The organism is Ruegeria sp. HU-ET01832 (assembly GCF_040371315.1).
Taxonomy (GTDB): domain Bacteria; phylum Pseudomonadota; class Alphaproteobacteria; order Rhodobacterales; family Rhodobacteraceae; genus Ruegeria; species Ruegeria lacuscaerulensis_A.
On sequence record NZ_BAABWL010000003.1, the window covers coordinates 536825 to 553244 of the forward strand.

Genomic DNA, 16420 nt, shown 5'->3' on the forward strand with positions numbered 1-16420 from the left:
AATTTCCCCAAAAGGAAGTCAGGATCAACGCAAACAGATCCTTCTCCAACACTGGACGCCTCCCGCATTGCCGCAACACTTCGTTATTCGATATCAAATGCGATTCAATTGCATTTTCTTTCGCGTCAGGCAGGAGATGTGGGCTGCTGGCGAGCTACGGACGCTTCTCTTTTCCGTTGCGCATCCCTGACCAGGGCGGCAAGCCGATAGAAACCGTGAGCCATTTTTGTGTAGGGCGTAAGGAGGAAGAGCGCCAGGACCGATCCAAGATGGACAGCAAGCAACACAGGCATAATTGCCGACCAACCGAAAGCGTAGAGAACAAGCCCGCTTAGCGCCACAAAGCCAAGCAGTAAGATGAACCCGATATCTCCGCCCCAAGCTGAGACGTCGCCAAGATTGCGGTCCGACTTCTGTTTCAACAGGACCATCGCGCAGCAACCGACAGTAAGCAAAACGCCCCCTAGTACGCCAAACAGCTTTGGCAATGACCAGAACCCGTAAGGTGCGTGATGGTCGAACCCGTAGTGCATGATCGTAGCTACTGAGGTTGAGGCAAAACACAGCAAAAACCCGTACATGATTGCATGATGCACGTGGCGGCGGGCGTGGCTAAATCGGTCTTCGCCCTCGAAATTGCAACCCTCGCCGTGGCCTGCGGCCAAGTCCTGCATCTTGCCAGCGCGTTTGAACGTAGCTGTCAGATCAGACATTTGGATAGGTTTGCCATCGACCTCCGCCCAATAGCGCCTCAGGCTGATAGCCAAGCTAAAGAGTGGCAACAAGAATGCGGGCGCAAAGATTGCGACCATCGCATTGTGGGACAGGACGCTATAGAACCCCTCTCCTCCGCTTGACCCGATGGCACGAATTGCCCAGAACAACAGGGCAAATCCAATCACCAGTGCCAAGGCAATGGCCCCGCCGTGAGTGTGAAACCGGCGTGCCAGAGGCTGTGGCCAAGCGAAGCTTTCCCAGCTGTCCCGCCGCACTTCGGCCAGTGCTTTCGGCAGGTTCAGGTCAAACTCGTGCGGAGCTGTGTACTGACAGGCGTAGTAGCACCCCCTGCAGTTGTGGCACAGGTTGGCCAGTTGGTTGATGTCCCCATCCGAGAACGCGCGTTCCGCGTGCAGCGACGGGAAGACCGAACAATAACCCTCACAGTAGCGACAGGCGTTGCAGATCTCTGCCTGACGGCGGGCTTCTTGAATAAGATCAGTTTGCATAGGCTGCAGCCTCACGTCCTGCGATGCGTCCAAAAACGGTTCCGATGGTCATGCCGAAGCCGGCCAGATACCCCTGTCCCAGGATCGAACCCGCCATCGTCTCGCCCGCGGCCCATAGGTTTTTGATCTTGCCGCTGGGAGTCGAACACTGAGCCGTATCGTCGACCTTCAGCCCCAGATAGGTGAAGGTCACGCCAGTGCGCAGCGAGTAACCATAGAATGGCGGTTCGGAGATCGGGCGGGCCCAGTTGGTCTTGGGTGGGGTCAGACCGGAGGTCGTTACTCCGTCCAACTCGGTTGGATGAAATCCACTGGTGTCGCCGCATCCTTCGTTGAATTCAGCAACGGTTGCCTTCAGCTTGTCGGCAGGCAGGTCCATCATTCCAGCAAGTTCTTCCAGGGTGTCCGCCTTCAGCGGTGGAAAGACCGAGGGCATAAACAGGTTCAGCGACTTTGCATCGATGATCACATAGCCAACTTGATCCGGCTGGGCCGCGACAAGACGCCCCCAAATCGCATAGCGCTTGGGCCAAACGTCTTCGCCCTCGTCATAAAACCGCTCGGCATTCTTGTTCACGACAATTGAAAACGGCACGCAGTCCAGGCGGGTGACGATGCCGCCATCGAACTTCGGCGCGCGCCCGTCGATGGCAACGGCGTGGCACTGGGTCGGATCGCCGACGCTGTCCACACCTTGATCCAGCAGATCGGACAGAACCACACCACGGTTGTATGGAGTACCCCGGATTAGGAAGTTCTTGGCAGGCTCACCCCATGCACGGGTCAGCCAGTCGGTGTCGGCCTGAAACCCACCCGAGGCAACGATGACCGCCTTGGGCGTGATGCGATGAGACTGGCCCTCATAGGTGTAGTCGACCCACTCGATCCGATCACCATTCAACTCCAGATGCGTGACAGCAGCTTCGTACAGAACATCGACACCCAAACCCGCGGCAGTTCGGTAATAGGCGTTCACCAGAGACTTCCCACCCCCCATGAAGAAGGCGTTGGTCCGCGCCAGCGACAGTGTCCCAGACAGAGAGGGTTGGAACCGCACGCCGTGTTCTTCCATCCACGGCAGGCATTCCTCGGAGGTTCGGATCGCAAGGCGAGCAAGATGTTCGTCGGTTTTGCCGCCAGTGACCTTGAGCAGATCTTCAAGATACTCATCTTCACTATATTCTTCGATCAGAGGGCCCAGAGGAGCACCATGCATACAACGAAAATTGCGCGTATGGCGTGAGTTCCCCCCACGATAGGGTTTTGGTGCCGTCTCCAGGATCAGAACACGGGCGCCTGCCTCGGCAGCAGTCATCGCCGCGCAAAGGGCTGCATTCCCACCGCCGATCACAGCGATATCATAAGCTTCCTTTTGGGTTGCCATATCCTGTCTACCTATTGATTTTCATCTGTTGTCCGGTCGCGTTCTTGCAACGCCCGAATACGCATCCGTTGTGCGGCCTGAATATGCGCGCGCATCTCTGTTTCAGCCGCTGCACCATCGCGGGCTTTTAAGGCAGCCATGACACGCTTATGCTCTGCCACTGCTGTCTCGGCCCGATCACCGTCCAGCAATTGAGATGGTCCGAGGATCAACAGCGCTTTTTGCAAAGACAACATAGACTTGGCAAGAAACCGATTCTTTGCCGCATCCAAAAGTGTGGCGTGAAAAATCCGGTTGATCCGAGCCGCCTCCGAGCCGGTGCCTGCCTCGGCCAAGCGATCGTTCAAAACGCCCAACTCGTCCAATTCGACATCCGACGCAGCACGCGCTGCTAAACGGGCCGCAGTTCCCTCGAGCACCGCGCGCATCTCATAGAGTTCCATTACTTCGGCGTAATCGAGGCTGCGTACGGTTGCGCCCTGCCGGGGCACATGAGTGACTAGCCCGTCGGCCTCCAACTGACGGATAGCCTCCCGCACCGGTGTGCGGCTGACTCCTAATCGTTCTGACAGCTCAATCTCACGCAGGCGTTCGCCAGGCAGCAGTGTGCCCTCGCGAATCTCGTCCAGTAAGCGCTGATACGCAGAATTACCTTGTGGGCCAGGCTGTAAGGGGTCGTCTTGAATGGTCATCGAGCGCTCACTTGTCTTCTTGCGTCCAGTTGTATACATTTGGATACATAGCGAGTCAATATTGTTGGAAGCCGCGCCTTGCCCACCCAAGACAAAACACCTTCTCTCCTGACAAAGCGGGCCGTAACACTGGTCCTTGCACTGCTGGGCACTGGCATTTTTTGGGCATTGAATCTGCCGCTACCCTTTCTGTTCGGCCCAATGAGCGCGTGTCTCATAGCCGCCCTGGCGCATGCCCCGATGGAAGGTTTTGGTCAGGTCTCGGTTGCAGCGCGCACCATCCTCGGCGTTGCAGTTGGGGCTTCGATAACCCCTGCCCTGTTTGTAGAATTGCCGAAGATGGCGGCGTCTATCGCACTGGTCCCGTTCTTCATCCTGCTGATCGCGTTGGTCGGAGTGCCTTTCTTTCGCAAGTTTTGGGGGTTTGACTCCACGACGGCGTTTTACGCTGCCATGCCAGGCGGACTGCAGGACATGATCATTTTTGGAACCGAAGCTGGCGCCAACCCGCGTACGCTATCCCTGATCCACGGTACGCGCGTGCTGATCATCGTAACGCTGGCTCCGCTGTTTCTGACGGTGTTCTACGATGCTCAACTCACCAACCCAATCGGAGAGCCTGCGCGCGACCTGCCGATGCATGAGTTGGCGCTGATGGTACTGGCCGCCCTTATAGGCTGGAAAGGCGGTGAGCGGATCGGTCTGTTCGGGGCATCCATCCTCGGGCCAATGATCCTGACGGCAGCCCTGTCACTGGCGGATTTCATTCATACCCGACCACCCCGCGAGGCCATTCTTGCGGCGCAGTTCTTTATCGGTTGCGGGATAGGCGTGAAATTCGTTGGCGTCACATGGGTCGAACTCCGCCGGGTGGTTGCAGCAGGCTTCGCCTATGTCATTGTCCTTACCATCCTTGCAGCCGTTTTCACCGCCGTTGTCACCACGCTGGGACTGGGTCAACCGGTTGAGGCTTTCTTGGCCTTTGCCCCCGGTGGACAGGCCGAGATGACGGTACTGGCCATCGTTTCGGGCGCGGATCTGGGCTTTGTGATCACCCACCATCTGACAAGGATCGTGCTGGTTATCATCGGCGCGCCCATAGCGGCCAATCTTATCCTGCGCTGGTCCAAACCTCGGGGTTGATCATGTGAATAGGGGCACCTTCAGCATAGGCATTCACCTGATCGAAAATATCTGCGAATTGCAGGTCGAATTCGTCCTCAGTCACAAAACCTATATGCGGTGTCGCAATCAAGTTTGGGTGCGATAGCAAAGGGTCATTCGGGTCCGTGAGCGGCTCGGTATCGAAGACATCAATTGCGGCCTTCCCCGGGCGACCGGCGTTCAGCGCGTCCAACAAAGCACCCGGAGCGATCAGCCCGGCCCGGGAGGTGTTCACAAACATCGCGCCCGGTTGCATCTGCGAAAAATCTGACGCTGTGATGATACCGTTCGTGTCGGGCTTCAGGCGGACGTGGACCGAGACAACATCGCTGTTGGCAAAGAACGCTTCGCGGCTTGTGGCAATCTGCACGCCGTCTGCCTGCGCGCGTGCCCGGCCTGCATCCGAAGACCACCAGACCACATCCATCCCGAATGCCTCGGCGTAGCCAGCAACAGCGCGGGCGATTCGGCCATATCCATACAGCCCCAACTGCCGCCCTCTCAGGGTCTTGCCAACTCCGGCCTGCCAATGCCCCGCTTTGACAGAGGCCAACTGCGCAGGCAAGTCTCGCATCCCGGCCATGATCAGTGCCCAAGTGAGTTCGGCTGCGGCGTAGGACGGTGTCCCACCATGCATGTTCGAACACAACAACACACCCTGATCTGTACAGGCTTCGACATCGACATGAGGATAAACGCTGCGCTGACTGATAAGTTTCAGGTTCGGTAATTTCTCCAGCAAGGCGCGGGTGACTTTGGTACGTTCGCGGAACAGGACAAGCACCTCCGCGTCCTGCAGTCGCTCGGCCAGAGTGTCAGTGTCTTCGACATGATCCGTCCATACCGTCACCTCATGACCGGTGAGTTTATCAAAGCAAGGCACGCCGCGCAGCGTGTCAAACCAATCATCAAGAATGTGGACCTTCATCGGCTTTCTATACCCTGCTCGGTGTTGAGTTTTCTTGGCGTCGGGACAAAATGACATGTGTCGAGAGCAGCAAGTGCATTGCGGACCCGTTCGCTTTGATCCAGCAGATGGTTGAACTGCTCATCGCAGCCAGCAATCGGTGTCGGGTAGTCCGCGATGTCCCGCCGAAGAGCCAACTGCGCCAACCTGAGTTCCTGACGCGCGATAGCGAGGCATTCCGAATAGTTGTCCATCGCGTCCTCCCTTTATGTATACCACAGTATACTATTTGGATGACACCTGATCAACTCCCGTTCCAAACCGACTTAGGCACATAAACATGCCCGTCCGCCAGCTTGCGCGCGGTCCGTACTAGGCCCGCCGCGTCCACCGAGAACCCGTCGGCGGTGGAGAAGTCCACCAGCACGTCGATCTTGCCCGAAGCGTGTTCCAGAATGACTTCAGCCGGGCTGTTAGTCGGACGATCCAGCAAACCGTCCGCAACAGTCCCGGGCGTAAAAGCGCAAGAAGCCATGCACTGTGCCCCGGTAACAGCCATAGTCGGGTGGGTCTTCCACGGCATGAAATACCGCACTGCAAGCGTTCCGCCGTCTCTGGCAGGCGCGACTAGGCCGAATTTGGGTGTCACTGACTTGGACACATCTCCCATGCCCATCTGTTGCCCGGCCTCAATCCGAACAGCCTCCATTCGGTCAAAAAAATTTCTGTCGGCGTCCAACTCTTCAGCGCTTTCATAACCCGTCAACCCGAAGTCGGTGGCGCGGGCGATGGCCATCGGCATGGCGACATCCATGCAAGTCAGTTCGATGCCCTGAACAGTATCGCGCAGGTTGCCCGTAGGCAGGAACGCTCCGGTGGCCGAGCCTACCACGCCCATGAAGCTCAGCTGCACCGGCGCTGAATGACCGGGAACACCGGCAATCTCCGCATCGCCCTCATAGGTCAATTCGCCCCCGGGTGTATTCACCTTGGCTACAACCCGAGCCCCAGTGTTGACGGCCCGAATGCGAATTTCGGTTTCATCGCCTTGCGGATTGAACAGCCCCATCTCGATAGCCGCAGGGGCAACGCCGGACAGGATATTGCCACAGGTGGGTTTGAAATCGACCAGCTTGTCCTCGACCGAGACCTGCGCGAAGAAATAGTCGATATCGGCCCAGTCATCCTCGCTGACCGATAGCATCGCGACCTTCGTAGTCACCGCCGCGCCGCCGCCGATGCCGTCGATGTTCAGCGACTGCCCGGAACCAAGGGCGGCGATCAGCACTTCGGCCAACGTGTCCAGATCCTCGGGCAAATCTGAGCGGCGAAAATACGGACCTTTTGACGTACCACCACGCATGAAGATGTAAGGGATTGCGGTTTGAGTCATTTTGAATCCCTCACTTCAACGGCCAGGGTAGGCTGACCATGTCTTGCAACAGACCCGGCGGGAAATCGCGGTTCAGCGCGCCCGCCATCAGGCACATGAAACCGATGCCGCAGGCGGTCAGGATCAGTGTCATCTGCCAGCTTGCCCCGGCGCGGATGCGGAAGAACGCTATCAGGAAGCCCAGCAGAGCGAGGATGAAGCCCACCACCCAGGTTGCTGCGATCAGGCTGGCGAACCACCCCAGCGTTGACCACAGACCATGGGGGGCGCTGGCGTCCTCACCGGCGATTTCCTTGTCGGCAAAGATCGCGTCACCTTCGGGACGTCGCATCATCTGGATCAGAAGGATCACGCAACAGAATAGCGAGACGCTGCCGATCACCAGCGGGATGATCTTGTCGGTCATGTTGTAGTCGGGGATCATGTTGGCGTTGACCAAAGCGACGATCAGATAGGCCATGATCACCAGCAGAAAGATAAGCGGCGCGCGTTTGGTACCTGCGTGAACGTCACCTTCGGACATGATCATCTTGGCTTGTCGGATGCCCAGAATGACTGACACCACAGTGACCACGATCAGGACGATCACGATGGGGCTGAAGACGTATTCCATGCCTTCGCCAAAGCTCTTACGGAACCGGAACGTGGCGATCTGGAATGCCTGGTTGGTGAACTTCTCAACCGGGTTCGACAGAACGAAACCGATCAGGAAGGCCGGGCGCGACCAGTCGAAACGGCGTAAAAAGATGCCGATCAGGCCGATCACGAACAGGGCCAGCAAGTCTTCGAAGTTTTGGCCGGACTGGAACGCCGCAAAGCTGATCAACATGAACAGGAACGGCGCCAGATAGGTGAAACGGATCGTAGTCAGCTTGGCGATCCCGCCCGAGGCCGCGATGCACAGGATGGTCCCGACGACGTTGGCCAACGCCAGCAGCCAGACGATCGAATAAGTGATGTCGAGATTGTCCTTGAGCATGCTCGGACCGACCTCGATATCGCCCGACCCAAGCAAAGCCACCGCGCCGATGAAAATCGCCATCGAGCCTGAACCAGGGATGCCAAACAGCAGAGTTGGCACCAGCCCTCCACCCTCTTTGGCGTTGTTCGAGCTTTCCGGACCGATGACGCCGCGCACTTCGCCTTTGCCGAAATTGCTCTTGTCCTTGGTGGATTGCACCGAGTGACCGTAGGCGATCCAGTCGACAACCGAGCCGCCGAGGCCGGGAATGACCCCAACAACCACACCTATTATCGAACAACGAACCGACAGCCAGATATTGGCGAACCAGTCTTTGACACCGTCCAACCAACCGGCGCCCAGCGAGGCCCCTTTGGCAATCGACCGGTCCTGGCGCAGCAGCGAGACGATCTCGGGCACGGCAAAGATACCTAATCCCACGATAACCAGCTTCAATCCGTCCGTCAGATAGGGGATGTCATAGGTCGCCATGCGCAGCGAACCGCCTGCATCTGCCTCACCAATTGTGCCAACCATCAGGCCCAGACCGGCGGCGGCGACGCCTTTCAGTGGGATGCGTCCTGCCAAAATGGCAACCATCGACAAGCCCAGAATGGTGATCATCAGCATCTCGGGCAGACCAAAGGCCAGAACGATGGGCCGCGCGACCAGGATGAACATGGTCAGAAAAGTTGCGCCGACCAAACCGCCGAAAAGCGATGAAGCAAAGGCCGCTGACAGGGCCCGCGCAGCCTCGCCCTTTTTCGCCATAGGGAAGCCGTCCAGCACGGTTGCCTGCGAGGCTGAGCTACCGGGGATACCCATAAGAACTGATGCAAAGGTGTCAGAGGTCGGAACCACCGCCACCATCCCTATCATCAGGGCCAGACCCAAGATGGGGTCCATGCCGAACATGAAAGGCAGCAGCAGCGAAAGGCCAGCGATGCCACCGAGGCCCGGAAAGACGCCCACGGCCAGCCCCATAACGACGCCGAGAATGAGATACCCCAGAACGATGGGTTGCAGGATCAGACCCCACGCGTCGCTGAGCGCAGGTAGAGCGGTGGCGAAAACCTCCATAGCGGCCGCCTTTCATAAATTGTCTTGTATTTAGAAAAGCGCGCGCCCTTCGTTGGGCACGCGACGACGTGTCGGCTTAATTCAGTTCGACGCCGTAGGCCTCTTTCAGCCAGTTCAGGACGTATTGCTTGGCATTGTCATCCACTTTTGTCGCAGTCTGCAGTGCCGCTTTCGAACCGTCACCTACAAACACCGGATACTTACCAACGCGCTTCGAGGAGATATCGGCAAAATCGCCCCGCTCGGTCACAGCTTGGAACGCTGCGGTATAGGCGTCGACGACCTCTTGCGGCGTGTCACCGGGCAGGAAGGCCAGCTTCTGAACCGGGAAACCTGCCACAAAGAAGGCTTTCCATGCGTCCCATGCTTCGCCGCTGGTTTCGCAGCCATCGGTGGCCTCGCAGACCTCCTTGAAAGTCGGAATGTCCGGGAAGGTCGGATCGCGCACGATGTTGCCATCAGCGTCCAGCGCACCCCACGTCATCATCGGCACAGCTTGACCAGCCTCAACCAGCGGGGCCGAGCCGCCCAGATAGCCGGAGGATGTCTGGTAGTCGATATTGGCCTCACCACGTTCGAACATCAGGCGACCGTCACCGCGGCCCTTAATGCCAAAGACCGGCTCAACATTCATGCCCAGCATCTGCCAGGCCAGCAGCGGCACAAGGTCTAAACGGGTCGCGCCCTGCGAGCCGTAGATGAAATTGGTGTCTTTCAGCGCATTGGCGGAACCATCAAACTTGGCCCCATCTTCTGCGTTCAGATAGGCGACACCGCCGGTGCCCGACGCCATAACCGGAATCCAATCGTTGTATTCATAGCGCACACGCGGGTCGCTCAGCAGGTACGGGAACTGTGTCGAGCCAGAGGTGCCGAACAGCAGCGTGCCGTCGTCATGGCTCTGCTCCTGAAACCAGTTAGCACCCTTGGTCGATCCTGCGCCGGGCATGAATTTAACCACGACGGTTGGCTGACCCGGCAGCGCCTCGGACAGAAGCGGGGCAAAGAAGTTGGCCCATTTGGCCGACCCGCCCGTTTCCGAGAACGGAATGACCCATTCGATGGTCTTGCCCGAGAAATCGACCTCGGCAGCGGCAGGCGCGGCGAGTCCGGCGGCGGCGATCAGCCCCACGACGGCGCGACGGGTGAAGTTGGAAATGGCCATTGGTTCCTCCCTGTTGACCAGACAACCACGTTGACGCCCTCCGCGCCACCGTGATCGCAAATAGAACTGTGGGGTTGATTCCCCCTCCCATCTGGCAATCATGGAGCGCCAACCTTGCGCGAAACTTGCAGGAGCCCGAATGCGGATCGTAATCGTCGAGGACAATGAGACCCTTGCTAACGCCATTGCCTATCGTCTGCGGGATCGGGGCCATGCCGCTGACGTGTTGACAGATGGCGATGCCGCCGATCTGTATCTGGAACAGGAAGGTGCAGATCTGATCGTTCTGGACATCAACCTGCCGGGTCGGTCAGGTCTTGAGATCTTGCGGTCGCTGCGCCATCGGGGCGACAGTGCGCCTGTTATCCTGCTGACCGCGCGCACCGAGACCAGCGATCGCGTATCGGGCCTGGATATGGGCGCAGACGATTACCTTGTGAAGCCCTTCGAGATGGACGAGCTTGAGGCCCGCATCCGCGCCCTGTCCCGCCGCAAACAACTGGAATACGGCACGCGTGAGACCATCGGAGAACTGGAATTCGACCGCACCGCCCGGCAGGTCAGCGCAAAGGGCCAAGTGCTCGATGTGCCGCGTCGGGAAATGGCAGTGCTTGAATGCCTGTTGGAACGACGTGGCCGGATCGTCCCCAAAAGTCAGTTGACCGACTACGTCTACGGCGTGGGCGCCGATGTTGACGATTCAGCCGTCGAGCCGCACGTGTCACGACTGCGAAAGCGCCTTCAGAATTTTGGCATCCAGATCAAGACGGCCCGTGGCCTTGGATATCTGCTTGAGGTGAAAAAGTGATCCGGCACGGTTCGCTCAGGCTTAGGCTTTTCATTCTGATCCTGACGCCATTGGTGCTGCTCGCAATCCTGCTTGGGTACTGGCGCTACACGGTTGCTCAACAAACGGCACAGGAGCTTTTTGACGACAGCCTGTTGTCCGCCGGTCTGGCCATTTCACGCGATGTGGCGGTGTCAGAAGGCGATGCCTTGTCGCCCACAACGCGCAGCTTGATCCGCGACGCGTCAGGCGGAGAGATTTTTTATCACGTGACCGGACCCGGCGGTATTTACGTGACTGGGTACGCGTATCCCCCGGCCACAGCAAAACCGTCGGAGCAAGACATTTACCAACCCCATTTTTTTGAAGCTGTTTACCGCAGCGAGCCGGTGCGTGTGCTGAAAATGACCGAACGGGTTACGCTGGGTAATCTGGCGGGCGACGCGACGGTCACGGCATGGCAACGTCTCGCGGATCGAAACAATTTTGCCAATGAACTGTCGATCCGCGCCGCGATTCTGATGGGGATTCTTCTGGCCACGCTTGCCGTTGTCGTCTGGTTCGGTGTCGCGCGCGGTTTGCGGCCGTTGCTGGATCTACAGGACGCCATTGATATTCGCTCACCCGACGACCTCAGTCAGATCAAACGCCCGGTCCCTGTCGAAGTGCATGGAATTGTCCGAACCCTGAACCGACTGTTCGGGCAGGTCGAACACAGCATTAACGCCCATCAAGTGTTTATCTCTGAAGCCGCGCATCAGCTTAGAAATCCAGCAGCGGCAGTCCAGTCCATGGCCGAGGCACTGCGCGATGCAAAAACGGATGAGGACAGGGCTAAACGCATTGTTGAGCTTGTGGCAGCCGCAAAGAATTCGGCTACAGTCGCGGATCAGTTATTGTCATTGGAACGACTACGGCAACCTACGCATCAAGATCAGATGGAGAAGATTGATTTCCGCTTGGTCGTCGAAGAGGCTTGCGCGGAAATGGGGGTGCACATCCTCGCAAAAGGGATCGATTTTGAGGTGTCGATGCCGGGCTCGGCAATTATGGCTTCAGGAGATCAAGTCTTTTTGACTGAGGCCATAAAAAACCTGCTGGATAACTCAGTTAAGCACGGTGGTACTCAGTTGAGCCGAATTTCTGTCACGCTGCGCTGTGATGGCGGGCACGTCAAGCTAACGGTGGCCGATGACGGAACAGGTCTTTCGCCCGACCAAAGCGAAGCAGCATTCAGTCGGTTTTCGCAGCTGGAGTATTCCCAAGGCAGCGGTTTAGGGTTGTCAATTGTTTCAGCGGTGGCGGAGCGCCATCGAGGAACGGTCGCAATCAATCAAGTCGAAAAAGGAGCGAGCATTACCCTTGAGCTCCCAATAGTCCTGTAAGTCGTTTTGGTTTTTAGGAGCCCGAAACACTTCATGATCAAAGCGCATTCTTTACTAATGCAACAAAGTGCCTCTCCGTTACGCATTGCAATTGTCGTCGCACAGCACCCTGAATGGCCGGATTCGCAACCATTGGATGATTGGCCAGATTATAACGAACCGCGAACACCGTTGAAGCGGTTTTATGTGAAGCGATCTCTGGTTGCGTAGTGGTCATTCAGTGGAACGAGTACGAAAGGCTGCCTCGTGGAAAAAACGGTCTTTCGATCATTCGTCGCGAACTTCCCTTGTTGCGGTGTGTAAAGACATTGATGCGACGGCAGGTTGAACTTTCCTGCCAATCCTATCGTATGTTAAACAACTATATTCCATTTACATTCGCCAATGCCTTCGAAAGCTGGACTATTCGGGATCGGCCAGCGATCGAAAGCCGCCGACCCAATACGCCAGCGGTTTAGCCTCAGAGCTTTCGGCGCGTTCGACCTTGCCGATCAAAATGCGGTGCGTGCCGAAGGAAACCGTTTGGATGTGCAGGCAAGTAAAAATTGCTGTGGCGCCAGATAGAACCGGCAGGCCTGTCTGTTGATCAACCATCCAACGCACAGATGCGAAGTTACGCTGACCCACGAATTCGGGGGCACCGGCAAAGGCAAGCGCCAGCTTGTCATACTGCTGCGCGATGTGGTTGACGCAATAAACACCGTGTTCCTAAATAATCCCCAGAATGCGGCTTTTCTTGTTGATACAAATCAACACTGCTGGTGGCGCCGCCGTTAGGGAACAAACCGCGCTGACGGTGGCGCCATAGGGACGGTTTTCGCCGCTTTGCGCATTGCGTTTGTGAATTCGGTCAGGGCCAGCATTTCGCCCCTTTCTGTTTCGAACCCTTCTGCCGGTGCGACCGCCTTGATCACAGGAACGAATTACTTAAGCTTTGCCCAACGAAAACTTATGCAGGGATGTGATGCGACATGCCCTTTAAAACAAACTGGACCTTCTTCGGCCCGGTGCATTGTCAAGACTTGAACCGGTTGGCTTTGACAGCAACCGAATGCGGCGTTCGCTGCCGCCGTTGCAGACTTTGATCGCCTTTGAGGCCGCCGCACGAGCAGTCGTGCCATAGGTCATGACCGCCTGAAAAGCCTCAACTTGGCGAATGTCCATGGCTGCCCCATTCCTTTTTGGCATACGTTAATCCAAATTTTCTGTTAATGGAATTGCCTGATGCAGCGGTTGCAGGCTCCAAATGTTTAGGAACCCTTCAGACCGCCAGGCTTGATCCAGATGCTTTGATCAGTGCTATAAGCACATAACCGGACAATTGTTCGACGTATGCGTCGGTTCAGGATCGGAGGCGCTCCAAGTGCTCAACCAAAACGCTTCATTTTGGGGCCCTAACGGTCTTCTGTGCACTTTCCGGGGGTGTTTGATCCGGTTTTCGAGTCTGACCCTATTGGTCATCGGCGCATTTCTGGCGGCAATTTCGCACCCTCACTCTGCGCACGCCTGCCCGGTTTGCGTCACGTTACCAAACGCATCGCTTGCCGATCATTTGATCGGGGCCGAGATCATCGTATTGGCTGCTCCGTCCGCCGAAAATCCATTTAGCTTTGCCCCGGTGAAGCTGATCAAAGGGACCCAACAGCGCCTCGAACGAGCGCCCGAGATTCCGTTTCTCATCGACAGCACAACCCGGGCGGCCTTTCGCACTGATCCGCAAATGCGCATTCTCTTTACTTACGGAGCTGTCGAAAAAGATGGCGCGGGCCGCAGTTTTTCGCGCAGTTGGAAGAGAATTTTCACACTGACCCCCGAAAGAGAGAAGTTTCTGGAAAGCCTTGAAACTGCTGCAAAAATCTGGCAACCCAATGACGTAAATTCTCCAGAGCGTGCTGCGTTTTTTATTCATCACATAACCTCCGATGACCCAGTATTGCGCGACACTGCGTTGATTGAGATGGATCGAGCGCCGTATTCTGTAGTCCGGTCACTTCGCCCAAGGGTGCCAAAAGACCAGCTGCTGAACGAGTTTCGCAATATTTACCGTATCAGTTTTGTTCCTGTCTCGATTCGACTGTTGGGTCTGCAGACAGGAGATGCCGAGGCGGTTTCAGTCGTTAGGTCTCGGTACCCACGCGCATTGCGTTCCAGTGGTGGTTACGTATACGAATGGGCGCTGGCCGGAATTGAAGTCGATCGATCGCATGCAGTGGAAGCCATCGATAATGCGCTGAAAATGAAGAACCGGAACTTGGAAAGCAAGCGCTATCTTATTCGGGCATTAGCGGATGGCGGCACGGCTCTCCCAAGCCTTCGAGACCAAATTGTTGAAGTCTTTTCCACTGAGTTGAATAGCAGCGGCGACTTGGCGTTGGATATCGCTATCGCCGCTCGTAACTGGAATTTCGCAGAATTGGATGATCAGCTTTTGGCGATACTGGAGAACGAAGGCACCGATCCAGTGACCCGATTTGTTATTGAAACCAATATCTCTTCAAACCAGTGAACCCCGAGGCTTTTTTGGGGGGGCCAGAGAACCAGCAGCATCGCTTAAGCCTTACGGGTTAGCCAGTCCAGGACCCTCTGCGCCGTCGCGTGCCATGTGTCGTCAGACTGAGGGCAATGGTGGCCACAAAGCACGTTTTCGACGATCCCAGGGTCATGGGCGGGATCTGTTGCGAAGTCTCTGACTGAACGAAGATTTTACACCTAAACTGCCACTAGTACTGTCAGTTCTGCAAATTGGGCAATCGGACGGATGCCTGACTCAAGTTGAGCTTTGCAAACCAAGTGCATCACTCCAATGTCTTCCAGTGTAGCAGGCACTGAAGCAAAGGCCTTGATCGGAACGTCCGATTTCTTGGAAACGACAATCCATTTGCCAAGCGCAGCGAAGGTTAGCTTTCCCCCAATTCATTAGAATGGCAACGCGTCTGGCGCGAAAAGTACCGGCGAGGTCTGGACCGCCGCAAATGTTTTTGGGGCTGCGGGATTTGGACAAGCCACCCCCCCTTGCCATCAGGGAAAAGACGCTGCCTTCCCCCTCGGGCAGCCGCAGGCGTTTTTGTGCTGTCTGGTGCATCCAGTGTACCCTGCCTGTCCTCATGCATCGTCAAAGACTTGATCGACGGTCTGGATGAGATCGACCTGATCGACATTCCAATCCTGCCGGGCATGACCCATTCCGCGCTCCACCTGCTCTCTAAGGCGCTCTATCCCTTCGGAAGCGATCGCTGCGGCATGGAGGTGAGTGTTTCCGGGAAGCTCGATGGGCATCTTATAACCCAACATGGAAGTTGATCGCGGAGAAAGGGCACGGACCGTTTGTGGCTGGCGTTATGTGTCGCGCAATCTTGCGGGAGCATACCAACATCAATGTCGGTGCGCGCCCTTGCCTAGCAGAACTGCCAAGGCCGATAGTTGAACGCGCGATGGGAGATTTGGAGATTCGAACCGGGTTGGTTGAATTGCCTGATCAACACGCTTTTATTCTGCAACGCGCTGACAAGGCGGGCAGAGACCTTGGGCAGCCAGATAGATCTGGAGATAAAATCTAGTATGGACAACTACCCAATCTTTTGGACGTTTCGTCGATGCCCTTACGCGATAAGAGCCCGGCTCGCACTGGCGAGTTCAAGTGTAAAAGTCGAGCTGCGCGAAGTTCTCTTGCGGGACAAACCAGAAGCTTTCTTGCAAACATCTCCGTCCGGCACAGTGCCCGCGCTTCGACTTCCAGACAAAGTCATAGATGAAAGCTTGGAAATCATGGTTTGGGCGCTCCAACAAAATGACCCGCAGCGGCTTTCGGACATGCCCTCTGAAGGCTGGGACCTAATTTCGGCAAATGATGGCCCGTTCAAAACAGCACTGGATCACACAAAATACGCTACGCGTTATCCGGATCTAGACTTCAATGAGGAACGCAAGAAAGCGATGGGCTACTTGCTTGACCTCAACGAACGGTTAGTTGGGCGGGCCTGGCTTTTTGGGGATAGACCCACCCTAGCGGATCTAGCGCTTCTGCCATTTGTTCGCCAGTTTGCGCATATAGACAGGGCTTGGTTTGATGCACAGAAGTGGCCAAGTTTAATCGCTTGGTTGGATCAGTTCCTAAACAGTGAAGCTTTTTTGCTGGTGATGAAAAAGTATGCAACTTGGTCAGAAGACGAAGCGCCGATTTGGTTTAACGGCTGAATGCAGCAGATCATATTCGGCCCAAACCGGACTTTGAGTGGGGTCTGGTTTGCCGCGATGCGGTATTCGCTTAAGCTGACAT

Annotated in this window: 14 protein-coding genes and 1 pseudogene; 5 read left to right on the plus strand and 10 right to left on the minus strand. The window is 56.5% G+C overall.

Features of this window, described 5'->3' with window-relative positions; translation table 11 throughout:
- Positions 1-125: 125 nt before the first annotated feature.
- Genes tcuB through ABWV79_RS12485 form a run of 3 tightly spaced genes read right to left on the minus strand, consistent with a single transcriptional unit; the run spans position 126 to position 3302 of the window.
- Complete coding sequence (tcuB, locus tag ABWV79_RS12475; protein ID WP_353392300.1) at positions 126-1226, minus strand: tricarballylate utilization 4Fe-4S protein TcuB; 1101 nt, start codon at positions 1224-1226, stop codon at positions 126-128.
- The gene (gene tcuA / locus ABWV79_RS12480) at positions 1216-2610 is read right to left on the minus strand and encodes an FAD-dependent tricarballylate dehydrogenase TcuA (RefSeq protein WP_353392302.1); all 1395 of its coding nucleotides are present in this window, start codon (positions 2608-2610) and stop codon (positions 1216-1218) included. Before tcuA ends, tcuB begins: the two co-directional genes overlap by 11 nt.
- A gap of 11 nt (positions 2611-2621) precedes the next feature.
- Entirely contained in the window at positions 2622-3302 is a 681-nt protein-coding gene (locus ABWV79_RS12485) for a GntR family transcriptional regulator (RefSeq protein ID WP_170356258.1), read from the minus strand.
- Positions 3303-3380: 78 nt separating this feature from the next.
- Between ABWV79_RS12485 and ABWV79_RS12490 the strand changes: the two genes are divergently transcribed.
- Positions 3381-4445: an AbrB family transcriptional regulator gene (locus ABWV79_RS12490; protein ID WP_353392304.1), complete on the plus strand. Its 1065-nt coding sequence runs from the start codon at positions 3381-3383 to the stop codon at positions 4443-4445.
- Here the strand turns inward: ABWV79_RS12490 and ABWV79_RS12495 are convergent.
- The 5 genes from ABWV79_RS12495 to ABWV79_RS12515 form a co-directional block, all read right to left on the minus strand.
- A complete protein-coding gene (locus ABWV79_RS12495; protein WP_353392306.1) occupies positions 4414-5394 on the minus strand; it encodes a D-2-hydroxyacid dehydrogenase family protein in 981 nt (326 codons plus the stop codon). The genes ABWV79_RS12490 and ABWV79_RS12495 overlap by 32 nt on opposite strands.
- The gene (locus tag ABWV79_RS12500) at positions 5391-5627 is read right to left on the minus strand and encodes a hypothetical protein (protein WP_353392308.1); all 237 of its coding nucleotides are present in this window, start codon (positions 5625-5627) and stop codon (positions 5391-5393) included. The genes ABWV79_RS12495 and ABWV79_RS12500 overlap by 4 nt, the downstream gene beginning before the upstream one ends.
- Positions 5628-5677: 50 nt before the next feature.
- On the minus strand, positions 5678-6766 hold the full coding sequence (locus ABWV79_RS12505) for a 4-oxalomesaconate tautomerase (protein ID WP_353392310.1): 1089 nt from the start codon (positions 6764-6766) through the stop codon (positions 5678-5680).
- Positions 6767-6776: 10 nt separating this feature from the next.
- The gene (locus tag ABWV79_RS12510; RefSeq protein ID WP_353392312.1) at positions 6777-8807 is read right to left on the minus strand and encodes a tripartite tricarboxylate transporter permease; all 2031 of its coding nucleotides are present in this window, start codon (positions 8805-8807) and stop codon (positions 6777-6779) included.
- A gap of 76 nt (positions 8808-8883) precedes the next feature.
- The gene (locus tag ABWV79_RS12515) at positions 8884-9972 is read right to left on the minus strand and encodes a tricarboxylate transporter (RefSeq protein WP_170356253.1); all 1089 of its coding nucleotides are present in this window, start codon (positions 9970-9972) and stop codon (positions 8884-8886) included.
- 139 nt (positions 9973-10111) lie between these two features.
- Here ABWV79_RS12515 and ABWV79_RS12520 point away from each other — a divergent pair, with 139 nt between their 5' ends.
- Positions 10112-10780: a response regulator transcription factor gene (locus ABWV79_RS12520; RefSeq protein ID WP_170356252.1), complete on the plus strand. Its 669-nt coding sequence runs from the start codon at positions 10112-10114 to the stop codon at positions 10778-10780.
- On the plus strand, positions 10777-12144 hold the full coding sequence (locus ABWV79_RS12525; RefSeq protein ID WP_353392314.1) for a sensor histidine kinase: 1368 nt from the start codon (positions 10777-10779) through the stop codon (positions 12142-12144). Before ABWV79_RS12520 ends, ABWV79_RS12525 begins: the two co-directional genes overlap by 4 nt.
- A gap of 402 nt (positions 12145-12546) precedes the next feature.
- Here the strand turns inward: ABWV79_RS12525 and ABWV79_RS12530 are convergent.
- Positions 12547-13068: pseudogene (locus ABWV79_RS12530) on the minus strand (flavin reductase family protein).
- A gap of 439 nt (positions 13069-13507) precedes the next feature.
- Here ABWV79_RS12530 and ABWV79_RS12535 point away from each other — a divergent pair.
- A complete protein-coding gene (locus ABWV79_RS12535) occupies positions 13508-14650 on the plus strand; it encodes a hypothetical protein (protein WP_353392316.1) in 1143 nt (380 codons plus the stop codon).
- A gap of 596 nt (positions 14651-15246) precedes the next feature.
- Here ABWV79_RS12535 and ABWV79_RS12540 read toward each other — a convergent pair.
- A complete protein-coding gene (locus ABWV79_RS12540) occupies positions 15247-15420 on the minus strand; it encodes a hypothetical protein (RefSeq protein WP_353392318.1) in 174 nt (57 codons plus the stop codon).
- A gap of 282 nt (positions 15421-15702) precedes the next feature.
- Here ABWV79_RS12540 and ABWV79_RS12545 point away from each other — a divergent pair, with 282 nt between their 5' ends.
- Entirely contained in the window at positions 15703-16338 is a 636-nt protein-coding gene (locus tag ABWV79_RS12545) for a glutathione S-transferase (protein WP_353392320.1), read from the plus strand.
- Positions 16339-16420 lie beyond the last annotated feature (82 nt).

Bases quoted from the DNA above. Each gene is read 5' to 3' on its own strand.
- tcuB (WP_353392300.1), bottom strand. From the start codon at position 1,226: ATGCAAACTGATCTTATTCAAGAAGCCCGCCGTCAGGCAGAGATCTGC.
- tcuA (WP_353392302.1), bottom strand. From the start codon at position 2,610: ATGGCAACCCAAAAGGAAGCTTATGATATCGCTGTGATCGGCGGTGGG.
- ABWV79_RS12485 (WP_170356258.1), bottom strand. From the start codon at position 3,302: ATGACCATTCAAGACGACCCCTTACAGCCTGGCCCACAAGGTAATTCT.
- ABWV79_RS12495 (WP_353392306.1), bottom strand. From the start codon at position 5,394: ATGAAGGTCCACATTCTTGATGATTGGTTTGACACGCTGCGCGGCGTG.
- ABWV79_RS12500 (WP_353392308.1), bottom strand. From the start codon at position 5,627: ATGGACAACTATTCGGAATGCCTCGCTATCGCGCGTCAGGAACTCAGG.
- ABWV79_RS12505 (WP_353392310.1), bottom strand. From the start codon at position 6,766: ATGACTCAAACCGCAATCCCTTACATCTTCATGCGTGGTGGTACGTCA.
- ABWV79_RS12510 (WP_353392312.1), bottom strand. From the start codon at position 8,807: ATGGAGGTTTTCGCCACCGCTCTACCTGCGCTCAGCGACGCGTGGGGT.
- ABWV79_RS12515 (WP_170356253.1), bottom strand. From the start codon at position 9,972: ATGGCCATTTCCAACTTCACCCGTCGCGCCGTCGTGGGGCTGATCGCC.
- ABWV79_RS12520 (WP_170356252.1), top strand. From the start codon at position 10,112: ATGCGGATCGTAATCGTCGAGGACAATGAGACCCTTGCTAACGCCATT.
- ABWV79_RS12540 (WP_353392318.1), bottom strand. From the start codon at position 15,420: ATGCCCATCGAGCTTCCCGGAAACACTCACCTCCATGCCGCAGCGATC.
- ABWV79_RS12545 (WP_353392320.1), top strand. From the start codon at position 15,703: ATGGACAACTACCCAATCTTTTGGACGTTTCGTCGATGCCCTTACGCG.